Below are 17,444 nucleotides of genomic sequence, written 5' to 3' on the forward strand. Positions count from 1 at the left end.
TGTCGCTGAATCAGGCGAGCTGACGGCGACGGAACAGCGGTTGCGGCTGGGTCACCGAGGTCTGGTAGACCTCGGAGAAGTCATCCAGACCGGCCAGCGCCGCTTGCGGGTCGCGGTCGGCGCGGATGGCGTAGGCGTCGAAGCCGCAGCTCTGCATGAAGAACAGCTGGTCACGCAGCACGTCGCCGATGGCGCGCACTTCGCCCTTGTAGCCGAAGCGCTCGCGCAGCAGGCGCGCGGTGCTGAAGCCGCGGCCGTCGGTGAAGGCGGGGAAGTTCACGGCGATGACCTTGAACTTGTCCAGGTCTTGCGCGATGGCTTCGGGCTCTTCGTCCGCGTCCAGCCACACGCCCAGGCCGCCGTCACGGCCGCGCAGCGCAGGGCCGTGTTCCAGCCACAGGTTCAGCGGGATGATCACGTCGTCGCAGTTGGGCACGGTCTCGAGGGTCGCGTCCTTGGGCAGCAGGTGCCAGCGATCGTCGACGACCTCGCGGTTCTTAATGATTCGCTGCATATACGCGCTCCTTGAAGAGGTCGATGCCGATGCGACGGTAGGTATCGAGGAAACGTTCCTCTTCGGTGCGCTGTTCCACGTAGACCTTGATGATCTTCTCGATCACGTCGGCCATCTGCTCCTGGGCGAACGACGGGCCGAGGATCTGCGCGAGGCTCGCCTCACGGCTGGCGCTGCCGCCGAGGGAGACCTGGTAGAACTCCTCGCCCTTCTTGTCCACGCCGAGGATGCCGATGTGGCCCACGTGGTGGTGGCCGCAGGCGTTCATGCAGCCGGAGATGTTGAGGTCGAGGTCGCCGATGTCGAACAGGTAGTCCAGGTCATCGAAGCGACGCTGGATGGCTTCGGCCACCGGCAGCGACTTGGCGTTGGCCAGGGAGCAGAAGTCGCCGCCCGGGCAGCAGATGAGGTCGGTCAGCAGGCCCACGTTCGGGGTCGCGAAACCGTTCTCGCGCAGTTCGCCCCAGAGGGTGAACAGCTGCGCCTGCTCGACGTCGGCGAGGATGATGTTCTGGTTATGGCTGTTGCGCACTTCGCCGAAGCTGTAGCGGTCGGCGAGGTCAGCGACCACGTCCAGCTGCTTGTCGGTGATGTCGCCAGGCGCCACGCCGGTGGGCTTGAGCGACAGGGTCACGGCGACGTAGCCGGGCTTCTTGTGGGCGAAGGTGTTGCGGGTGCGCCAGCGGGCGAAGCCGGGGTTCTCGGCGTCCAGCTGGGCGAGGGTGGCGTCCTGGTCTTCCAGGGCCTGGTAGGCCGGATCGACGAAGTGCGCAGCCACGCGCTGCAGCTCGGCGTCGGTCAGGGTGCTCGGGCCGTCCTTCAGGTTCGCCCATTCGGCGTCGACCTTCTGGGCGAAGACTTCCGGCGTCAGCGCCTTGACCAGGATCTTGATGCGCGCCTTGTACTTGTTGTCCCGACGGCCATAGCGGTTGTACACGCGCAGGATGGCGTCCAGGTAGGACAGCAGGTGCTGCCAGGGCAGGAATTCATTGATGAAGCTGCCGACGATCGGGGTACGGCCCAGGCCGCCGCCGACGGAGACGCGGAAGCCCAGCTCGCCGGCTTCGTTCTGCACCGCTTCCAGACCGATGTCGTGCACCTCGATGGCCGCACGGTCGCTCACGGCGCCGTTGACGGCGATCTTGAACTTGCGCGGCAGGTGGGCGAATTCGGGGTGGAAGGTCGACCACTGGCGGATGATCTCGCACCAGGGGCGCGGGTCCACGAGTTCATCGCGGGCGACGCCGGCGAACTGGTCGGTGGTGGTGTTGCGGATGCAGTTGCCGCTGGTCTGGATCGCGTGCATCTGCACGGTGGCCAGCTCGGCGAGGATTTCCGGCACGTCTTCCAGTTCCGGCCAGTTGTACTGGACGTTCTGGCGGGTGCTGATGTGCGCGTAGCCCTTGTCGTAGTCGCGGGCGATCTGCGCCAGCTTGCGGACCTGCCGGGAGGACAGCAGGCCGTAAGGCACAGCCACTCGCAGCATGGGCGCGTAGCGCTGGATGTACAGGCCATTCTGCAGACGCAGCGGGCGGAATTCCTCGCCGGTCAGTTCGCCCGCCAGGTAACGGTGGGTCTGATCGCGGAACTGCTTGACGCGATCTTCTACGATCCTCTGATCGTATTCGTCATATACGTACATGAATCATCCTGCTGTCAGGCTATAGCGCTCAGGGCGTATTGCGTATCCCAGCGCGCACGGCAACGCGCTCCACGCGGAGTGGGGCGCACGATACCAGTTCGGGAATATGCGCAAAAGTGATGTTTGAGTATATGGCGAGAACTTTCGGGTATAAGTCGCGCCAGGCCTGAAACACAGGCGGGACGGGGACTTGAAGCAGGACGGCCGTTGCTCCGTTGCGCCGCTTCGCCTGGCTATGGGCGGCGGCGCAACGGGAGCCGATCAGGCATCCCGGCCGTGGGCAGCGTCGCGCAGTTGTGAGGTGTCGACGCGGACGAAGATCGAGTCGCCGACGCAGGTCAGCACGTCCCCGGCGTAGACCTCGCAGATGATCCGGCTCTTGCGTCCGACTTCACCTTCTACATGGGCCTTCAGGGTCAGCGGCACGCCCATGGGCGTCGGCTTGATGTACTTGATACCGAGGTTGCCGGTGACGCAGTCGATGCGCGGCAGGCTGCCCGGCTCGCGGCCTTCGGCGCGGTAGTGGTAGGCCATGGCGGTCCAGTTCGAGTGACAGTCCACCAGCATGGCGATCAGGCCACCGTAGACCAGTTCCGGCCAGCCGCAGTACTTGGCTTCGGGCAGGTGTTCGGCGACGACGTGGATTCCGTCCTCGTGCCAGCGGCTCTTGATGTGCAGTCCGTGCGGGTTGCTGCCGCCGCAGCCGTAGCAGACGCCTTCCGGCGCGACAGTGTCTTGCAGTGAGTCCACGTGCTTCATCCACTCGCTTGTTCTTATGGAGCCAGCAGCCTAACGGCATTTGCGCAGTGGCGGAAAGGGGCGGTTCCTTGAGCTGCGGGCCGGGCTGGTCTTAACTCTGGGCTGTGGTCCTTCAGCCAATAACGAGAAGATGGGGGAAGCATGAGCGAAGAAACGTCCAGCAAGACCAGCGACAGCGTCGTCGATGCCCGCGCCGCATTCATCCTGATCCTGCTGGTGGTCGCGACCGCCGTATTCTGGGTCAGCCACCAGTGACAGCGGTGCCGGCGGGTCGCGCTGCGGCCCGCCCGGTACCTCACTTCCCGGCCGGCTTTTCTACAGCCCGGCGAAATGCAGCACCAACTGCACCAGCCCGTAGAGCAGCAACACGAAGACCAGCGTGAAGAGAATGCCCATGGCGATGAAATGACTGGGCTTGCCGTGGGTGAAGTCGCGCGCGCGGTTGCGCCCGCTCTGTACGCCGAAGGCCGCGGCCAGCACGCTGTGGAGCATCTGCCAGAAGCTCGGCGGCTTGTTCTGTTGCTCGTCCATCGTTCGTCCTCCTTTTGCCTGCAAGCCTAGCTCCTGAGGGCGCGAACGCTAGAGTTCGATCTGCGTCCACTGGCGCTTCTGCCACATCACCGCGAAGATCGCCGAGGCCAGCCCGCGCTGCAGTATCTGCATGCTCCAGATCGCCAGCAGCCCGCCGCCCAGCACCGGGCCGACCAGGTAGGCCAGTGGCAGGAAGAACAGCCACTGGTTGCCCAGGCTGACCGCCATCACCGTGCGCACGGCGCCTGCGCCGAGCAGCGCCTGGGTCAGTACCAGCGCGGTGGCGTCGATCACCATGCCCATGCCGGTGAGCATCAGCGGCACCCGGCCCAGTTCGATCAGCGCAGGATCGCTGACGAACAGCCGCAGGATCGCCTCGGGGAAAATCCAGAACGGCGCGCCCAGCAGTGCCAGCCCGCAGGCGGCGACCTTGACCACGTCCCAACCCCAGCGGTGCGCGCTGTCGAAGTCGCGCTCGCCCATGCTCTGGCTGACCAGTGTCGTCGCCGCCATGCCCAGGCCAACGCCAGGCAGGATCAGGAACAGCGCCAGGTTGATCAGCACGTGGGCCACTGCCAGCTCGCGGGTGCCGACCTGGGCGATGATCCAGAACAGCAGGGTGATGCCGGCGGCGAAGAAGAACTGCTGCAGCGAGTTGGGCAGCGACAGGCGCAGCAGCGTGCGGATGTCCCTTTCGCTTGGCAGGCGCGGGTGGAAGCCCTGGGCGCGGGCGTCGCGCCAGGTGATCCAGGCGTAGATCAGCGAGCCGAGGTACAGCGCCAGCGTGGTGCCCAGGCCGCTGCCCACCGCGCCCATCCGGGGCAGGCCGAACAGGCCGTGGATCAGGCTGTAGCTGATCGCCGCGTTGGCCAGATGCATCACCACCAGGGTGCGCATGTACATGCCCGAGCGCCGGGTGCCGTTCCAGTAGCCGCGGAAGGAGAAGTTCAGGCCGACGGCTAGCACCGACAAGGCGCGCCATTCGAAGTAGGGAATACCGACCGCGAGCACCTCGGGGTCGTTGGATAGAGCGCGGACAATGGGCTCGGCGAACAACAGGCAGATCAGCGTGATCGGCAGCGACAGGCCCAGCGCCACCAGCAGCCCGCAGTTCAACGGAGCGGCGAGCTCGGCGTTGCGGCCTTCACCGCGTCGGCGTGCCACCAGTGCCTGCACGCCGGCACCCAGACCCATCACCAGGGAAATGGCGACGAAGTTGGCATAGCTGCCGATGCCGACCCCGGCCAGGGACTTTTCCCCGAGGTGGCCGACCATGGCCGCATCCACCAGGTTGAGCAGGCTCTGGCTGAGCATCCCGCCGATGATCGGCAAGCCCAGGCTGAGAATATTCTGGAACCGCTGGCGCTCTAGCATGGCGTCTCTGGGCAGTGAGCTCCGGCCTTGTATGGATATCCGGCGAGCCCGTGCCGGTAGGGCGTCGCTGTAGGAAATCCTAGCCGAAGGGGACGTTTCCCGCCCCGTTTTAGAACGGAATATGCCTACGAATATTGCGAAGTTGTTCCGGGCATATTTCCGATATTTGTGTGAGGTTCGTCACGCTTTTTTGCCTTGGCGAACGAAATCGACGTACTACGCTGAGACTCAATTGACCAGGGCAAACCTGTGCGAAAGCCAGGGACGCAAAGCCACCGATCTACAGCCCGAAAGGGCCATGACCGCGGGGTTGCCAAGCAGGCCGGACGTTCGTCCGCGCCTTCTGCGAGCTTGCGCTCGGCATCTTCCAACGTCCCGGTGAGCCTCCTGATCAACCCGTGCAGGTTGATGGTGTTTGTTGGCCCAAGGGAGCGCGCCGATGAATCAGCCGTATCAGGTTCACTACACCTACGGGTTCGCCCGGATGGCATTGCGGGATCAGGTGGTTTTCAAATCCATTGTCGGCCTGCTCAGCGGTCGCACGCTGGCGAGCTGGGCGTATGTCGATGGCCCGGCCGATCTGCTGGTCGAGGGGGAGGAAGGCGAGCCCCGCGTCCAGTTGCGCACCGCCGAAGGCGAGCCGCTCTGGGTCCATTGGCCACTGCGTGCCAGTGAAGTCTTCGACTGTCTTGAGCGCGCCGCCCGTGCCATCGGTCACCGGCCAGTGGAGACTCCTGGCGGAGCGCTGCGCCTGAAGCACTGGCCGGCGGCTTCCTTGCTCAAGGGTGAGCATCGCTACGTGCGCCTGGCCACACTGCTCTGCGCGCGGGCCATGAGCCTGGATGAGTTGTGCGAGCGCTCCGGCGTGCCGCGCCAGGTGGCGGAAAGCTTCGTCCGCCTGATGGACGCCCAGCAGATGCTTCAACCCGTCGAGGCCATGCCTGCTGCGCCCGCGCAGCAAACCGCAGCGCCCATCGGCCTGCTGGCGCGCATCCGTCGTCATCTCGGTCTGGGCGGTACTGCGGAGGCCAGCCGATGAGGGAATACAAGATCCTCTTCACCGGCACCATGGGCGCCGGCAAGACCACCGCCATCGCCGCGATCAGCGATATCGACCCGGTCAGCACCGATGTGCAGAACAACGACCCGAGCCTGGACAAGGCGCGCACCACGGTCGGCCTGGACTACGGCGAAGTGGTCCTCGGCCCGGAAGAGCGCCTGCGCCTGTACGGTACCCCAGGCCAGGCGCGCTTCGCCTTCATGTGGGGAATCCTCGCCCGAGGTGCGCTCGGGCTGGTGATCCTGATCGACAACTCGCGGCCAGACCCGCTGGGCGACCTGCGCGTCTACCTCGACGGCTTCGCCGATTGCATCGGCCGCGCGCCCTGTGTGATCGGTGTCGGCCGCCTGCCGGGTAATCCCCATCCCGGCCTGGACGACTACGCCGCCGCCCTGGCGCAAGCCGGATACAGCTTCCCGGTGATCGAGGTGGACGTACGCGAAGCGGAGGAGGTGCGGCTGCTGCTCGACCTGCTCCTGCTGCAACTGGAATGCACGGCGGCCTGAGGCCTGACGTTCGCCACCGACTGGAGTCGACCATGGAACATGCCCTGATGAGCCTGCCGGAAAGACTGCGCCACGACGCCGAGCTGGCGCTGGACGAACTGGGCGCCAGCCTCGGCCGGCTGAGCGCGGCGGTGATTGCCACCACCGATGGTTTCGAAGTCGCCTCCCGCGCCGGCAAGGGGCTGGAGGTTTCCAAGCTGGCGGCGATGGCCTGCTCGATCTCTGCCCTGGGTGCGATGGTCGGCCAGGAGAGCGAAGTCGGGCCGCACCAGAACGTGATCGTCGAGGCGAGCGAAGGCTACATCGTCATCGTCGACATCCCGCACCCGAGCCACCCGATGATCCTCAACCTGGTCGCCGACCGCGAGGAGATGCTCGGCCAGGTGCTCTACCAGGCAAAACGCACGGCAACACGGCTGGCGGATCTGTCGCTGGCCGGCTGAGACAAAAGGCTTCGCGGCGCGCGCGGCTGCGGGGCCCCTACAACCGGACGCGCACTCAAGGAGTAATCGCTATGGCAGCACTGCAACAATCGCTGGACGAACTGCTGAACCTGGATGGTGCCCTGGCGTCGGCCGTGGTGGATGCCAAGAGCGGCATGCTGCTCGGGCAGGCGGGTGGCGGCGTGGACCTGGAACTGGCGGCAGCGGGCAATACCGAAGTGGTCCGCGCCAAGCTCAAGACCATGAAGTCGCTGGCGCTCAACGATGTGATCGAGGACATCCTCATCACCCTGGGCCGCCAGTACCACATCATCCGCCCCATGGCGAAGCATGAAGGCGTGTTCATGTACTACGTGCTGGACAAGGTGAAAGCCAACCTGGCGCTGGCTCGGCGCAAGCTGCAGGAGGTGGAGGGGCAGATGGCGATGTAACGAAAAGGGCGGGGTGAAAGCGTGGGCTTGCCGGGGAGGCTTGCCCACGTTTCCTTTGGTGCGGGTATTACTCGAACAGACCGTGCCAGCAGTCGCTCAGCTCGCCCAGCTCGAAGGACTTGGCCCAGGACTGCTTTTCCAGCCACAGGCGGGTGGTCTCGCGGTCGGCTTCGGTCAGGCTGCCGACGGCGTTCAGGCACAGGTAGCCGGTGAACTCGCCGTCTTCGGTGGCGCCGCCGACGAAGACCCAGCCCTCGGACTCGACGAAGGCGATCCACTGCTCGAGCACGTCATCCAGGTCGCCGCTGTAGTTCACTTCCAGGCTGAAGCCGAATTCCTGGAACTCGGCCAGGCGCAGTTTCTTCAGCAGGCGGCGCTTGCGCGGTTTGGCCATCTGTTCGGGGGTGAGGTATTTCATTCGCATTGCTCTCGTCAGCGGAAGCCTGGCGGGTGGCCGGCTTCGGTCCGTTGTGGCCCGGGGGTACCCAGGATGGCGGGATTATCCCGCATCTGCGCCGCAAGTGCAGCGAAGGTTTTGCCCGGGCAGTTGCAAGCCCTGACGAGGATGTCGCGCCGGGCGGGCCCGGTCGCGACATGGGGTGCTCAGTTGTCGTAGCCCAGATTCGGCGACAGCCAGCGTTCGCTGGTAGTGATTTCCTGGTCCTTGCGCACGCTGTAGCGTTCGATCTGGTCCTTGTCGACCTTGCCCACGGCGAAGTACTGCGCCTGCGGGTGGGCGAAGTACCAGCCGCTGACGGCGGCGGCGGGGAACATGGCGAAGTGCTCGGTCAGGGTCACGCCGGACAGGCCCTTCGGGTCGAGCAGCTTGAACAGCGTGCCTTTCTCGGTGTGGTCCGGGCAGGCCGGGTAGCCGGGCGCCGGGCGGATGCCGACGTACTGCTCCTTGATCAGCGCCTCGTTGTCCAGGTGCTCCTCGGGCTGGTAGCCCCAGTATTCCTTGCGCACACGCTGGTGCAGCCATTCGGCGCAGGCTTCGGCGAGGCGGTCGGCCAGGGCCTTGACCATGATCGCGTTGTAGTCGTCGCCCTTGGCCTCGTAGGCCTTGGCCACTTCCTCGGCGCCGATGCCGGCGGTGGTGATGAAGCCGCCGACGTAGTCCTTCACGCCGCTCTCCTTCGGCGCGACGAAGTCGGCCAGGCTGAAGTTCGGCTTGCCGTCGGGCTTGATGGTCTGCTGGCGCAGGTGGTGCAGGGTAGCCAGCTTGTGGCCATCGTCACCGTAGACTTCCACGTCGTCGTGGTGCACCTGGTTGGCCGGCCAGAAGCCGAAGACTGCCTTGGCGCGAATGAGTTTCTCGCCGATCAGCTTCTTGAGCATCGCCTGGGCGTCGTTGAACAGGCTGGTCGCCGCTTCGCCCACGACTTCGTCGGTGAGGATGCGCGGGTACTTGCCGGCCAGGTCCCAGGAGATGAAGAAGGGCGTCCAGTCGATGTACTCGGCCAGCACGTTGAGGTCGATGTCATCCAGCACCTTGACGCCGGTGAAGCTCGGCACCGGCGGCTGGTAGCCGGCCCAGTCGAACTTCGGCTTGGCGGCGATGGCCTGTTCGTAGCTCAGGCGCTCGGTGCGTGCGCTGCGGTTGGCGGTGCGCTCGCGGACTTCCGCGTACTCCTCGCGCAGCTTGCGGGTGTACTCGGGCTTCATTTCCTTCGACAGCAGGGTGGTCGCCACGCCCACTGCGCGGGAGGCGTCGGTCACGTAGACCACGGCGTCGTTGCTGTACTGCGGGTCGATTTTCACCGCAGTGTGCGCCTTGGAGGTGGTGGCGCCGCCGATCAGCAGGGGCAGGTGGAAGTTCTGCCGCTGCATTTCCTTGGCGACGTGGACCATCTCGTCCAGCGACGGGGTGATCAGGCCGGACAGGCCGATGATGTCGCACTTCTGCTCGCGGGCGGTCTGCAGGATCTTCTCGGCCGGGACCATCACGCCCAGGTCGACGATGTCATAGCCGTTGCAGCCCAGCACCACGCCGACGATGTTCTTGCCGATGTCGTGCACGTCGCCCTTCACCGTGGCCATGAGGATCTTGCCCTTGGCCTCGGGCTTGTCGCCTTTCTCGGCTTCGATGAAGGGGATCAGGTGGGCCACCGCCTGCTTCATCACGCGGGCGGACTTCACCACCTGCGGAAGGAACATCTTGCCGGCGCCGAACAGGTCGCCGACCACGTTCATGCCGTTCATCAGCGGGCCCTCGATGACCTCGATGGGGCGCGCGCACTTCTGCCGGCACTCCTCGGTGTCCTCGACGATGAAGGTGGTGATGCCCTTGACCAGTGCATGCTCCAGGCGCTTCTCGACGCTGTGGCTGCGCCACTCTTCGTCTTCCACTTCCTTGACCGCGCCGCCGCCCTTGTAGTTATCCGCGATAGCGAGCAAGGCCTCGGTGGCGTCCGGGCTGCGGTTGAGCACCACGTCCTCGACCTTGTCGCGCAGTTCCTGCGGGATTTCGTCGTAGATCTCCAGCTGGCCGGCGTTGACGATGCCCATCGTCAGGCCGTTCTGGATGGCGTAGTAGAGGAATACCGAGTGGATCGCCTCGCGCACCGGATTGTTGCCACGGAACGAGAACGACACGTTGGACACCCCGCCCGAAGTCAGGGCGTAGGGGAGGTTGTCGCGGATGTAGGCGCACGCCTCGATGAAGTCGACCGCGTAGTTGTTGTGTTCCTCGATGCCGGTGGCGACCGCGAAGATGTTCGGGTCGAAGATGATGTCTTCCGGCGGGAAGCCCACTTCGTTGACCAGGATGTCGTAGGAACGCTGGCAGATTTCTTCCTTGCGCGCCTGGGTGTCGGCCTGGCCGGCTTCGTCGAAGGCCATCACCACCACGGCGGCGCCATAGCGCTTGCAGAGACGGGCGTGGTGCTTGAACTGCTCGACGCCTTCCTTCATGGAGATGGAGTTGACGATGCCCTTGCCCTGGATGCACTTCAGGCCTGCCTCGATCACTTCCCACTTGGAGGAGTCGATCATGATCGGCACGCGGGAGATGTCCGGCTCGGAGGCGATCAGGTTGAGGAACCGGACCATGGCGGCCTTCGAATCCAGCATGCCCTCGTCCATGTTGATGTCGATCACCTGGGCGCCGGCTTCCACCTGCTGCTGCGCCACTTCCAGCGCTTCGGCGTAGTTCTCCTCGCGAATGAGGCGGGCGAACTTGGCCGAGCCAGTGATGTTGGTGCGCTCGCCGACGTTCACGAACAGCGAATTGCGGTCGATGGTGAACGGCTCGAGGCCGGACAGGCGGCAGGCGCGGGGGATTTCCGGAATCGCACGCGGCGCGTACTTGGCCACGGCCTTGGCGATGGCTTCGATGTGCCCAGGCGTGGTGCCGCAGCAACCGCCGATGATGTTGAGGAAGCCCGACGCGGCGAACTCTTCCACGACCACGGCCATTTCCGCCGGGGTCTCGTCGTATTCGCCGAAGGCGTTGGGCAGACCGGCGTTGGGGTGCGCGGAGACGTGGGTGCCGGCCTTGTTCGACAGCTCTTCCAGGTACGGGCGCAGCTCTTTCGCGCCGAGGGCGCAGTTCAGGCCGACGGAGATCGGGTTGGCGTGGCTTACCGAGTTCCAGAAGGCTTCGGTGGTCTGGCCCGACAGGGTGCGGCCGGAAGCGTCGGTGATGGTGCCGGAGATCATGATCGGCAGCTCGACGCCCAGTTCCTCATAGACGCCCTGCACGGCGAAGATCGCCGCCTTGGCGTTGAGGGTGTCGAAGATGGTCTCGATCAGGATCAGGTCCGCGCCGCCCTCGATCAGGCCGCGAGTCGATTCGCTGTAGTTCTCCACCAGCTCGTCGAAGGTGACGTTGCGGAAGCCCGGGTCGTTGACGTCCGGGGAGATCGAGCAGGTGCGGCTGGTCGGGCCGAGGACGCCGGCGACGAAGCGCGGGCGGTCGGGGGTTTCGGCGGTCTTGGCGTCGGCCACTTCACGGGCCAGGCGCGCGCCCTCGACGTTCATCTCGTAGGCCAGTTCCTGCATGTCGTAGTCCGCCTGGGACACGCGGGTGGCGTTGAAGGTGTTGGTCTCGAGGATGTCGGCACCGGCGTCGAGGTAGGCCTTCTCGATGGCCTGGATGACGTCCGGGCGGCTGAGCAGCAGCAGGTCGTTGTTGCCCTTCACGTCGCTCGGCCAGTCGGCGAAGCGCGCGCCACGGTAGTCCTCTTCCTGCAGCTTGTAGCTCTGGATCATGGTGCCCATGCCGCCATCGAGGATCAGGATGCGCTCCTTGAGGGCTTGCTGGAGGGCTTGCAGGCGTGCGGCACGGTCGATCATTGGAATTCTCGGAAAAAGGCGTGACGAAAGGTCGCTGATGATAACAAAGCTGCAGGAAATTTGACCGGGCGCGGTTTTACATGAAGATTCCTCATGTTCCGCCTTTGGTTGGAGCGCATTGCGCCGGTACTCCCGCTAGAATCCGCTCCATTCTGATGTCCGGAGTCCTTCATGTCCCTGCGAGCCCGTTTCACGTTGCTCATCGCATCCCTGGCGTTTTCGGCGCAGGCCCTGGCGGGAGGGCTGTCCTACACCAGGGACATCCAGCCGATCTTCACCGAGAAGTGCGTGGCCTGCCACGCCTGCTACGACTCGCCGTGCCAGCTCAACCTGACGGCCGCCGAAGGCGCGCAGCGCGGGGCGAACAAGCTGCCGGTCTACGACGGTGGGCGCAGCAAGGCGCAGGACCCGACGCGGCTGTTCCTCGACGCCCAGGGCGCGGATGCCTGGCGGCGCAAGGACTTCTGGTCGGTGCTCGACGGCCGCGGCAGCCAGGCGGCGCTGATGGCACGGATGATCGACCTTGGACATGAGCATCCGTTGGTGCCCAACGCGAAGATTCCCGACGGGCTGGACCTGTCGATCAACCGCACCAACCAGTGCCCGACACCCGATTCCATCGACGACTTCGCTGCCAAAAATCCTCGCAGCGGCATGCCGTTCGCCGTCACCGGCCTGAGCGACAAGCAGCTGTCGACCATCAAGACCTGGCTGGCCCAGGGTGCGCCGGTGGACGAAAAGGCCTGGCAGCCGGGCGCCGGCGAGGCCGCGCAGATCGCCGACTGGGAAGCCTTCCTGAACCAGCCCGGCGCGCGCCAGAGCCTGGTGCAGCGCTGGATCTACGAGCACCTGTTCCTTGCCCACCTGTACTTCACCGAACGCGGCGAGCCGGGGCATTTCTTCCAGCTGGTGCGTTCGCGCACGCCCAGCGGCCAGCCCATCGACCCCATCGCCACGCGCCGGCCCAACGACGATCCGGGCAATACCTTCTACTACCGCCTGTGGCCCATCCAGGGCGTGATCGTGCACAAGACGCACATCACCTATCCGCTCAACGAGGCACGCCTCAAGCGCAACCAGGAGCTGTTCTACGGCAGCGACTGGAACACCGACAAGGTACCGGGCTACGGCCTGCAGCACCGCGCCAATCCTTTCGTGACCTTCGAGGCGATCCCGGCGCGGGCGCGCTACCAGTTCATGCTCGACAATGCCGAGTACTTTGTCCGCACCTTCATTCGCGGTCCGGTGTGCCGCGGGCAGATCGCCACCGATGTGATCCGCGACAATTTCTGGGCGCTGTTCCAGGACCCGGACCACGACCTCTATGTCACCGACCCGAAATTCCAGCACCAGGCCTCGCCGCTGCTGGCGCTGCCGGGGCAGATCGATGACGTGGGCGCCATGCTGTCCCAGTGGCGCTCCTACCGCGACAAGCGCAACCAGTACGAAGAGCTGCGCCAGGACGTCTACGACGATGCGCCGACGCCGACCTGGGCCGACATCTGGGCCGGCAACGACAATGCCGTGCTGAGCATCTTCCGCCAGTACGACAGCGCTTCGGTGCGCAAGGGCCTGATCGGCGGCGTGCCGCAGACCATCTGGTGGCTCGACTACCCGCTGCTGGAGCGCACCTACTACGGGCTGGTGGTGAACTTCGACGTGTTCGGCAATGTCGCCCACCAGGCGCAGACGCGGTTGTACTTCGACCTGATCCGCAACGGCGCCGAACAGAACTTCCTCCGGCTGATGCCCGTCGGCGCACGCAAGAAGCTGCTCGACGACTGGTACCAGAACAGCGGGAAAATCAAGATGTGGGCCGACTACTACAGCAATGACAGTGACCAGCCGACCGGCCTGTTCCTGCCGGAGAAAGGCGCCAAGCTGGCCTTCGCCAAGCAGTTGCTGAAGAACTACGTGGCGCTCAATGCGCGGCCCGACCCGATCAACCTGTGTGAGAACGGTGCCTGCTACCGCAACACCGTGGCGGCGCCGCTGCAGGACGCCGAGCAGGCCTTCAGCCGGCTGGTCAGCCGTCCGGCCGCCGGGTTGCCGGTGATCGACCAGTTCCCCGAGGCGACCATCCTGCGTGTGGAACTGCCCGACGGCGAGCGCGAGATCTACACCGTGCTGCGCAACCGCGCGCACAGCAACGTCGCTTTCATTGCGGGCGAATCCCTGCGCTACCAGCCGGGGCTGGACACCCTGACCATCTACCCCGGCGTGCTGTCGAGCTACCCGAACTTCATGTTCAACCTGAAGGCCGCCGAGGTGAGCGATTTCGTCGCCGCGCTGGAGCAGGTGAAGAGCGCGGCGGACTTCGAGAAGGTCGCCGACCGCTGGGGCATTCGCCGCAGCCACCCGCAGTTCTGGTTCTACTTCCATGACCTGGACGCTTACCTGCGCGAAACCGAGCCGGTGGAAGCGGGCGTGCTGGACATGAACCGCTACGAGAACCTCTGACCGGTACGCTCTTTGTAGGAGCGGCCCATGCCCGTGATCGCGGGCATGGGCCAGGCGCCCCCGCCCATCCTGCAGGGAGTTACCTGCTGTCCATCCAGCTGCGAATTATTCCTACTAAAACGGTAGGGCTTTATCCCGTCCCCCCGAATGGCGTAAACTGGCGCCACGTTTGCGAGGAGTTGCCATGAGCGCTATCACCATCACCGAAGCCGCACAGGATTACCTGGCCGAGCTGCTGTCCAAGCAGGACACTCCCGGCATCGGCATTCGCATCTTCATCACCCAGCCGGGCACCCAGTACGCCGAAACCTGTATCGCCTATTGCAAGCCGGGCGAGCAGAAGCCGGAAGACACCCCGGTCGGCCTGAAAGCTTTCACCGCCTACATCGACGCCATCAGCGAGCCGTTCCTGGACGACGCCGTGGTCGATTACGCCACCGACCGCATGGGCGGCCAGCTGACCATCAAGGCGCCCAACGCCAAGGTACCGATGGTCAACGAAGACAGTCCGATCACCGAGCGCATCAACTATTACCTGCAGACCGAGATCAACCCAGGGCTTGCCAGCCACGGTGGCCAGGTGAGCCTGGTGGACGTGGTCGAGGACAACATCGCCGTGCTGCGTTTCGGCGGTGGTTGCCAGGGCTGCGGCGCGGTCGAGATGACCCTGAAGGATGGCGTCGAGAAGACCCTGATCGAGCGCATCCCGGAGCTGAAGGGCGTGCGTGATGTCACCGACCACAGCAACCGCGAGAACGCCTACTACTGAGTCGGCGTCTGGCAGCGAAAAGGCGACCTTCGGGTCGCCTTTTTCATTGGTGGACTTCCACGCAGTCGTAGGGCGCATAACGCCTCAAGCGTTATCCGCCAATGCGGCGGATAACCCGTTCCGGGTTATGCGCCCTACGAAGCGGCCGCCAATTCCCTGCGCCCCGACCAGACCATCACCAGCGCCACCAGCAGCACCGGCCACACCAGCAGGTTCACCGCGCTCCAGCCGACGCTGGTGATCAGCGCGCCGGAGCTGAAGGACATAAGCGCCGCCAGGCTGCCATTGCCCAGCTCCATCAGGCCCTGCGCATGGCCGCGCTCCTGGGGCGTGTGGCCAAAGGCAAGCAGCGTGGTGCCTGCCACCAGCATCAGGTTCCAGCCCATACCCAGCAGCAGCGAGCTGACCAGGAACTGCGCCACCGACTGCCCGCTCAGGGCCACCGCGGCGCTCACCGCCAGCAGCGCCATGCCGACCCAGGCCACGCGTCGTGCGCCCAACCTGTCCACCAGCGGACCGGCGATGAAGGCAGGCAGGAACATCCCTAGCACGTGCCACTGGATCACGCTCACCGAACGCTCCAGCGGCAGCCCGCAGAAGCTCATCGCCAGCGGCGTGGCGTTCATGATCAGGATCATCAGCCCGTGGCCGGCGGCGGTGCAGGCCATGGCCGCGCGGACCGCCGGGCGCGCCAGCAGCTCGCGCATCACCTTCCAGCCGCCGGTGGATGGCGAGGGTGCCGCACCCTCCGGCAGACGGCTGAGCACGGCGATGGCGACCAGCGCCAGCGCGGCAATCGCCAGGTAGGAACCCACGAAGGGAGCGGGCAGGGCGTTGCGCGACCACAGGGCGAGGCTCGGCGCCAGCAGAGCCGCGAGCACGCCGCCGCCGATCACATAGGCCGTGGCGCGGCCCTTGTGGGTTTCATCGACCGCCTCCAGCGCGGCAAAGCGGTAGTACATCGCCGAGGCCTGGTACGCGCCGATGGGCAGCGCGCCGAGACAGAACAGCAGGAAATCCGCCAGCCACACCCCCAGCGCGCAGAGCAGGCCGCCGAGCACGCCGCAGGCGGCGCCCAGCAGCAGGCCGCGCCGGCGCCCGTGGCGCTGCATGAACAGCGACAGCGGCTGCACCGCCAGCAGATTGCCCAGCACCAGGATCGCCAGGGGCAGCGTGGCCAGGCTGTTGAGTGGAGCGAGCTGGGCGCCCACCAGCGAGGTGAGGGTGATACCGATCAGCGAGCAGGACCAGTACAGCGCCTGGCTGGTGAACAGCAGGCGGATTGCCGGGGTGCGCAGCAGCATGGTCCGTCCTCAGCCCTGGCAGCCGTTGGGCTTGAGCACCCGCTGGGTCGAGGCCGGATTGGCCGCCAGCTTCGCCAGCGGGCGGCGCGGACGCGGCACCAGCTCACCGCCGCAGTTCGGGCATTGGCCTTTCAGCACCTGCTCGGCGCAGTCGGTGCAGAAGGTGCATTCGAAGCTGCAGATGCGGGCGTCGGCGCTGTCGCCGGGCAGGTCGCGGTCGCAGCACTCGCAGCCGGGGCGGAGTTCGAGCATGGCAATCTTCCTTTGGGTGGTTGTCGTTGTCTGTGCAACTGGCCGAAGCGCTCGGCGTATTCCTGCGGGCTGATCGCCAGGTGCTTGTGGAAGGTGCGGCGCAGGTTTTCCGGATGACCGAAACCGCACAGCCGCGACACCGTGCTGATCGACGCCTGGGCGTCCTGCAGCAGCGCCCGCGCCGCTTCCAGGCGCACCCGTTCGACGTAGCGGCCGGGCCCCATGCCCAGTTCGTTGATGAATACCCGCGAGAGCGTGCGCGGGCTCATGCAGGCCTGCTCGGCCAGGGCTTCCAGCGACAGGTCGGTGCCCAGGTGCGCCGGTATCCATTCCAGCAGCGCGGCCAGGCGCGGCGTGCGGGTCGCCTCCGGGGTCAGCCAGTGGCTGAACTGCGCCTGTCCGCCGGGGCGCTTGAGAAACATCACCAGTCGCCGTGCGACCGCCAGGGCCAGCGCGCGACCGAGGTCGGCCTCCACCAGCGCCAGGGCAAGGTCGATACCGGCGGTGACGCCCGCCGAGGTGAACACGTGATCGTCGCCGTCGCGGCGCTGCGGGTCGTAGGTGTGCAGGCGGTCGCCCTGGACCAGCACTTCGGGGAAGCCGGCGCACAGTTCGTCGACATCCGCCCAATGCGTGGTGGCCGGGCGGCCATTGAGCACGCCGGCGGCGGCGAGGATCAGCGCGCCGGAACACACCGAACCGAGACGGCGCACCTGGGGTTCGGCGGCTGCCAGCCAGTGCAGCAGCTCGCTGTTCCCGCATTGTTCCGGTACGCCCAGCCCGCCGGGCACCAGCAGGGTATCCAGGCTCGAGGGATCGACTTCTCGCCACGCCTGGTCGGCGCAGATGCGGATGCCAGCCGAGGTCGCCACCGGCTCGGCCTGTTCGCCCAGCACCAGCAGCTCGTAGAGCGGCGCCAGGCCCTGGCGCTGGCGCTCGACGTTGGCGGAGGCGAACACCTGCAGCGGCCCGGTGATGTCCAGGCTCATGACCTCGGGGTAGAGCAGGCAGGCGATACGGCGTGGCGATTCCATGGCAAGGCTCGTTCATTGGATGCCACGAGTGTGGCGGTGACCGACGCTGGCGGCAACGTCAGTCACCCC

The 17,444-nt window shown here is 65.8% G+C and carries 15 protein-coding genes, 1 pseudogene and 1 riboswitch; of the genes and pseudogenes, 6 read left to right on the top strand and 10 right to left on the bottom strand.

What is annotated here, in order from left to right; translation table 11 throughout:
• Positions 1 to 10: 10 nt before the first annotated feature.
• The 5 genes from IB273_RS00990 to IB273_RS01010 all read right to left on the bottom strand — a co-directional run bounded on the left by IB273_RS00990 (position 11) and on the right by IB273_RS01010 (position 4,820).
• Positions 11 to 514: a DUF934 domain-containing protein gene (locus tag IB273_RS00990; RefSeq protein ID WP_081516549.1), complete on the bottom strand. Its 504-nt coding sequence runs from the start codon at positions 512 to 514 to the stop codon at positions 11 to 13.
• Positions 498 to 2,156, bottom strand: a complete 1,659-nt coding sequence (locus tag IB273_RS00995) for a nitrite/sulfite reductase (RefSeq protein ID WP_192222971.1) — start codon at positions 2,154 to 2,156, stop codon at positions 498 to 500. Before IB273_RS00995 ends, IB273_RS00990 begins: the two co-directional genes overlap by 17 nt.
• 261 nt (positions 2,157 to 2,417) lie before the next feature.
• Positions 2,418 to 2,915, bottom strand: a complete 498-nt coding sequence (locus IB273_RS01000; RefSeq protein ID WP_081516551.1) for a PaaI family thioesterase — start codon at positions 2,913 to 2,915, stop codon at positions 2,418 to 2,420.
• Positions 2,916 to 3,230: 315 nt separating this feature from the next.
• Positions 3,231 to 3,446 carry a DUF2970 domain-containing protein gene (locus IB273_RS01005; RefSeq protein ID WP_045208331.1) on the bottom strand — a complete coding sequence of 72 codons (216 nt, stop codon included), beginning with the start codon at positions 3,444 to 3,446 and terminating at the stop codon, positions 3,231 to 3,233.
• A gap of 48 nt (positions 3,447 to 3,494) precedes the next feature.
• Positions 3,495 to 4,820, bottom strand: a complete 1,326-nt coding sequence (locus tag IB273_RS01010) for an MATE family efflux transporter (protein WP_151186578.1) — start codon at positions 4,818 to 4,820, stop codon at positions 3,495 to 3,497.
• Positions 4,821 to 5,050: 230 nt separating this feature from the next.
• Positions 5,051 to 5,138, top strand: a riboswitch (cyclic di-GMP riboswitch).
• 121 nt (positions 5,139 to 5,259) lie between these two features.
• On the opposite strand from IB273_RS01010, the gene IB273_RS01015 reads away from it, so the two are divergent.
• The 4 genes from IB273_RS01015 to IB273_RS01030 all read left to right on the top strand — a co-directional run bounded on the left by IB273_RS01015 (position 5,260) and on the right by IB273_RS01030 (position 7,260).
• Positions 5,260 to 5,859: a hypothetical protein gene (locus IB273_RS01015; protein ID WP_151186579.1), complete on the top strand. Its 600-nt coding sequence runs from the start codon at positions 5,260 to 5,262 to the stop codon at positions 5,857 to 5,859.
• A complete protein-coding gene (locus IB273_RS01020; protein WP_192222972.1) occupies positions 5,856 to 6,386 on the top strand; it encodes a GTP-binding protein in 531 nt (176 codons plus the stop codon). The genes IB273_RS01015 and IB273_RS01020 overlap by 4 nt, the downstream gene beginning before the upstream one ends.
• Before the next feature lie 32 nt (positions 6,387 to 6,418).
• Positions 6,419 to 6,829: a roadblock/LC7 domain-containing protein gene (locus IB273_RS01025; RefSeq protein ID WP_138216302.1), complete on the top strand. Its 411-nt coding sequence runs from the start codon at positions 6,419 to 6,421 to the stop codon at positions 6,827 to 6,829.
• A 71-nt stretch (positions 6,830 to 6,900) separates the two neighbouring features.
• On the top strand, positions 6,901 to 7,260 hold the full coding sequence (locus IB273_RS01030; RefSeq protein WP_081516556.1) for a hypothetical protein: 360 nt from the start codon (positions 6,901 to 6,903) through the stop codon (positions 7,258 to 7,260).
• A gap of 67 nt (positions 7,261 to 7,327) precedes the next feature.
• Here IB273_RS01030 and IB273_RS01035 read toward each other — a convergent pair whose 3' ends face one another.
• Together IB273_RS01035 and metH are read right to left on the bottom strand one after the other, a co-directional pair.
• Positions 7,328 to 7,678, bottom strand: a complete 351-nt coding sequence (locus IB273_RS01035; protein ID WP_192222973.1) for a 50S ribosome-binding protein YggL — start codon at positions 7,676 to 7,678, stop codon at positions 7,328 to 7,330.
• 185 nt (positions 7,679 to 7,863) lie between these two features.
• Entirely contained in the window at positions 7,864 to 11,556 is a 3,693-nt protein-coding gene (gene metH, locus IB273_RS01040; protein WP_192222974.1) for a methionine synthase, read from the bottom strand.
• A gap of 171 nt (positions 11,557 to 11,727) precedes the next feature.
• On the opposite strand from metH, the gene IB273_RS01045 reads away from it, so the two are divergent.
• Entirely contained in the window at positions 11,728 to 14,016 is a 2,289-nt protein-coding gene (locus IB273_RS01045; protein ID WP_151186581.1) for a fatty acid cis/trans isomerase, read from the top strand.
• Between the two features lie 184 nt (positions 14,017 to 14,200).
• Complete coding sequence (nfuA, locus tag IB273_RS01050; RefSeq protein ID WP_045208304.1) at positions 14,201 to 14,785, top strand: Fe-S biogenesis protein NfuA; 585 nt, start codon at positions 14,201 to 14,203, stop codon at positions 14,783 to 14,785.
• Between the two features lie 134 nt (positions 14,786 to 14,919).
• Here the strand turns inward: nfuA and IB273_RS01055 are convergent, their stop codons facing one another.
• The 3 genes and pseudogenes from IB273_RS01055 to IB273_RS01065 form a co-directional block, all read right to left on the bottom strand.
• Positions 14,920 to 16,089, bottom strand: coding sequence for an MFS transporter (locus tag IB273_RS01055; RefSeq protein ID WP_192222975.1), 1,170 nt, complete (start codon positions 16,087 to 16,089; stop codon positions 14,920 to 14,922).
• Between the two features lie 9 nt (positions 16,090 to 16,098).
• On the bottom strand, positions 16,099 to 16,341 hold the full coding sequence (locus tag IB273_RS01060; RefSeq protein WP_081516560.1) for a DUF1272 domain-containing protein: 243 nt from the start codon (positions 16,339 to 16,341) through the stop codon (positions 16,099 to 16,101).
• A gap of 35 nt (positions 16,342 to 16,376) precedes the next feature.
• Positions 16,377 to 17,375, bottom strand: a pseudogene (locus tag IB273_RS01065) (GlxA family transcriptional regulator); the annotation flags it as partial.
• Between the last annotated feature and the right edge of the window lie 69 nt (positions 17,376 to 17,444).

It is taken from the genome of Pseudomonas sp. PDM19 (assembly GCF_014852215.1).
GTDB lineage: Bacteria > Pseudomonadota > Gammaproteobacteria > Pseudomonadales > Pseudomonadaceae > Pseudomonas.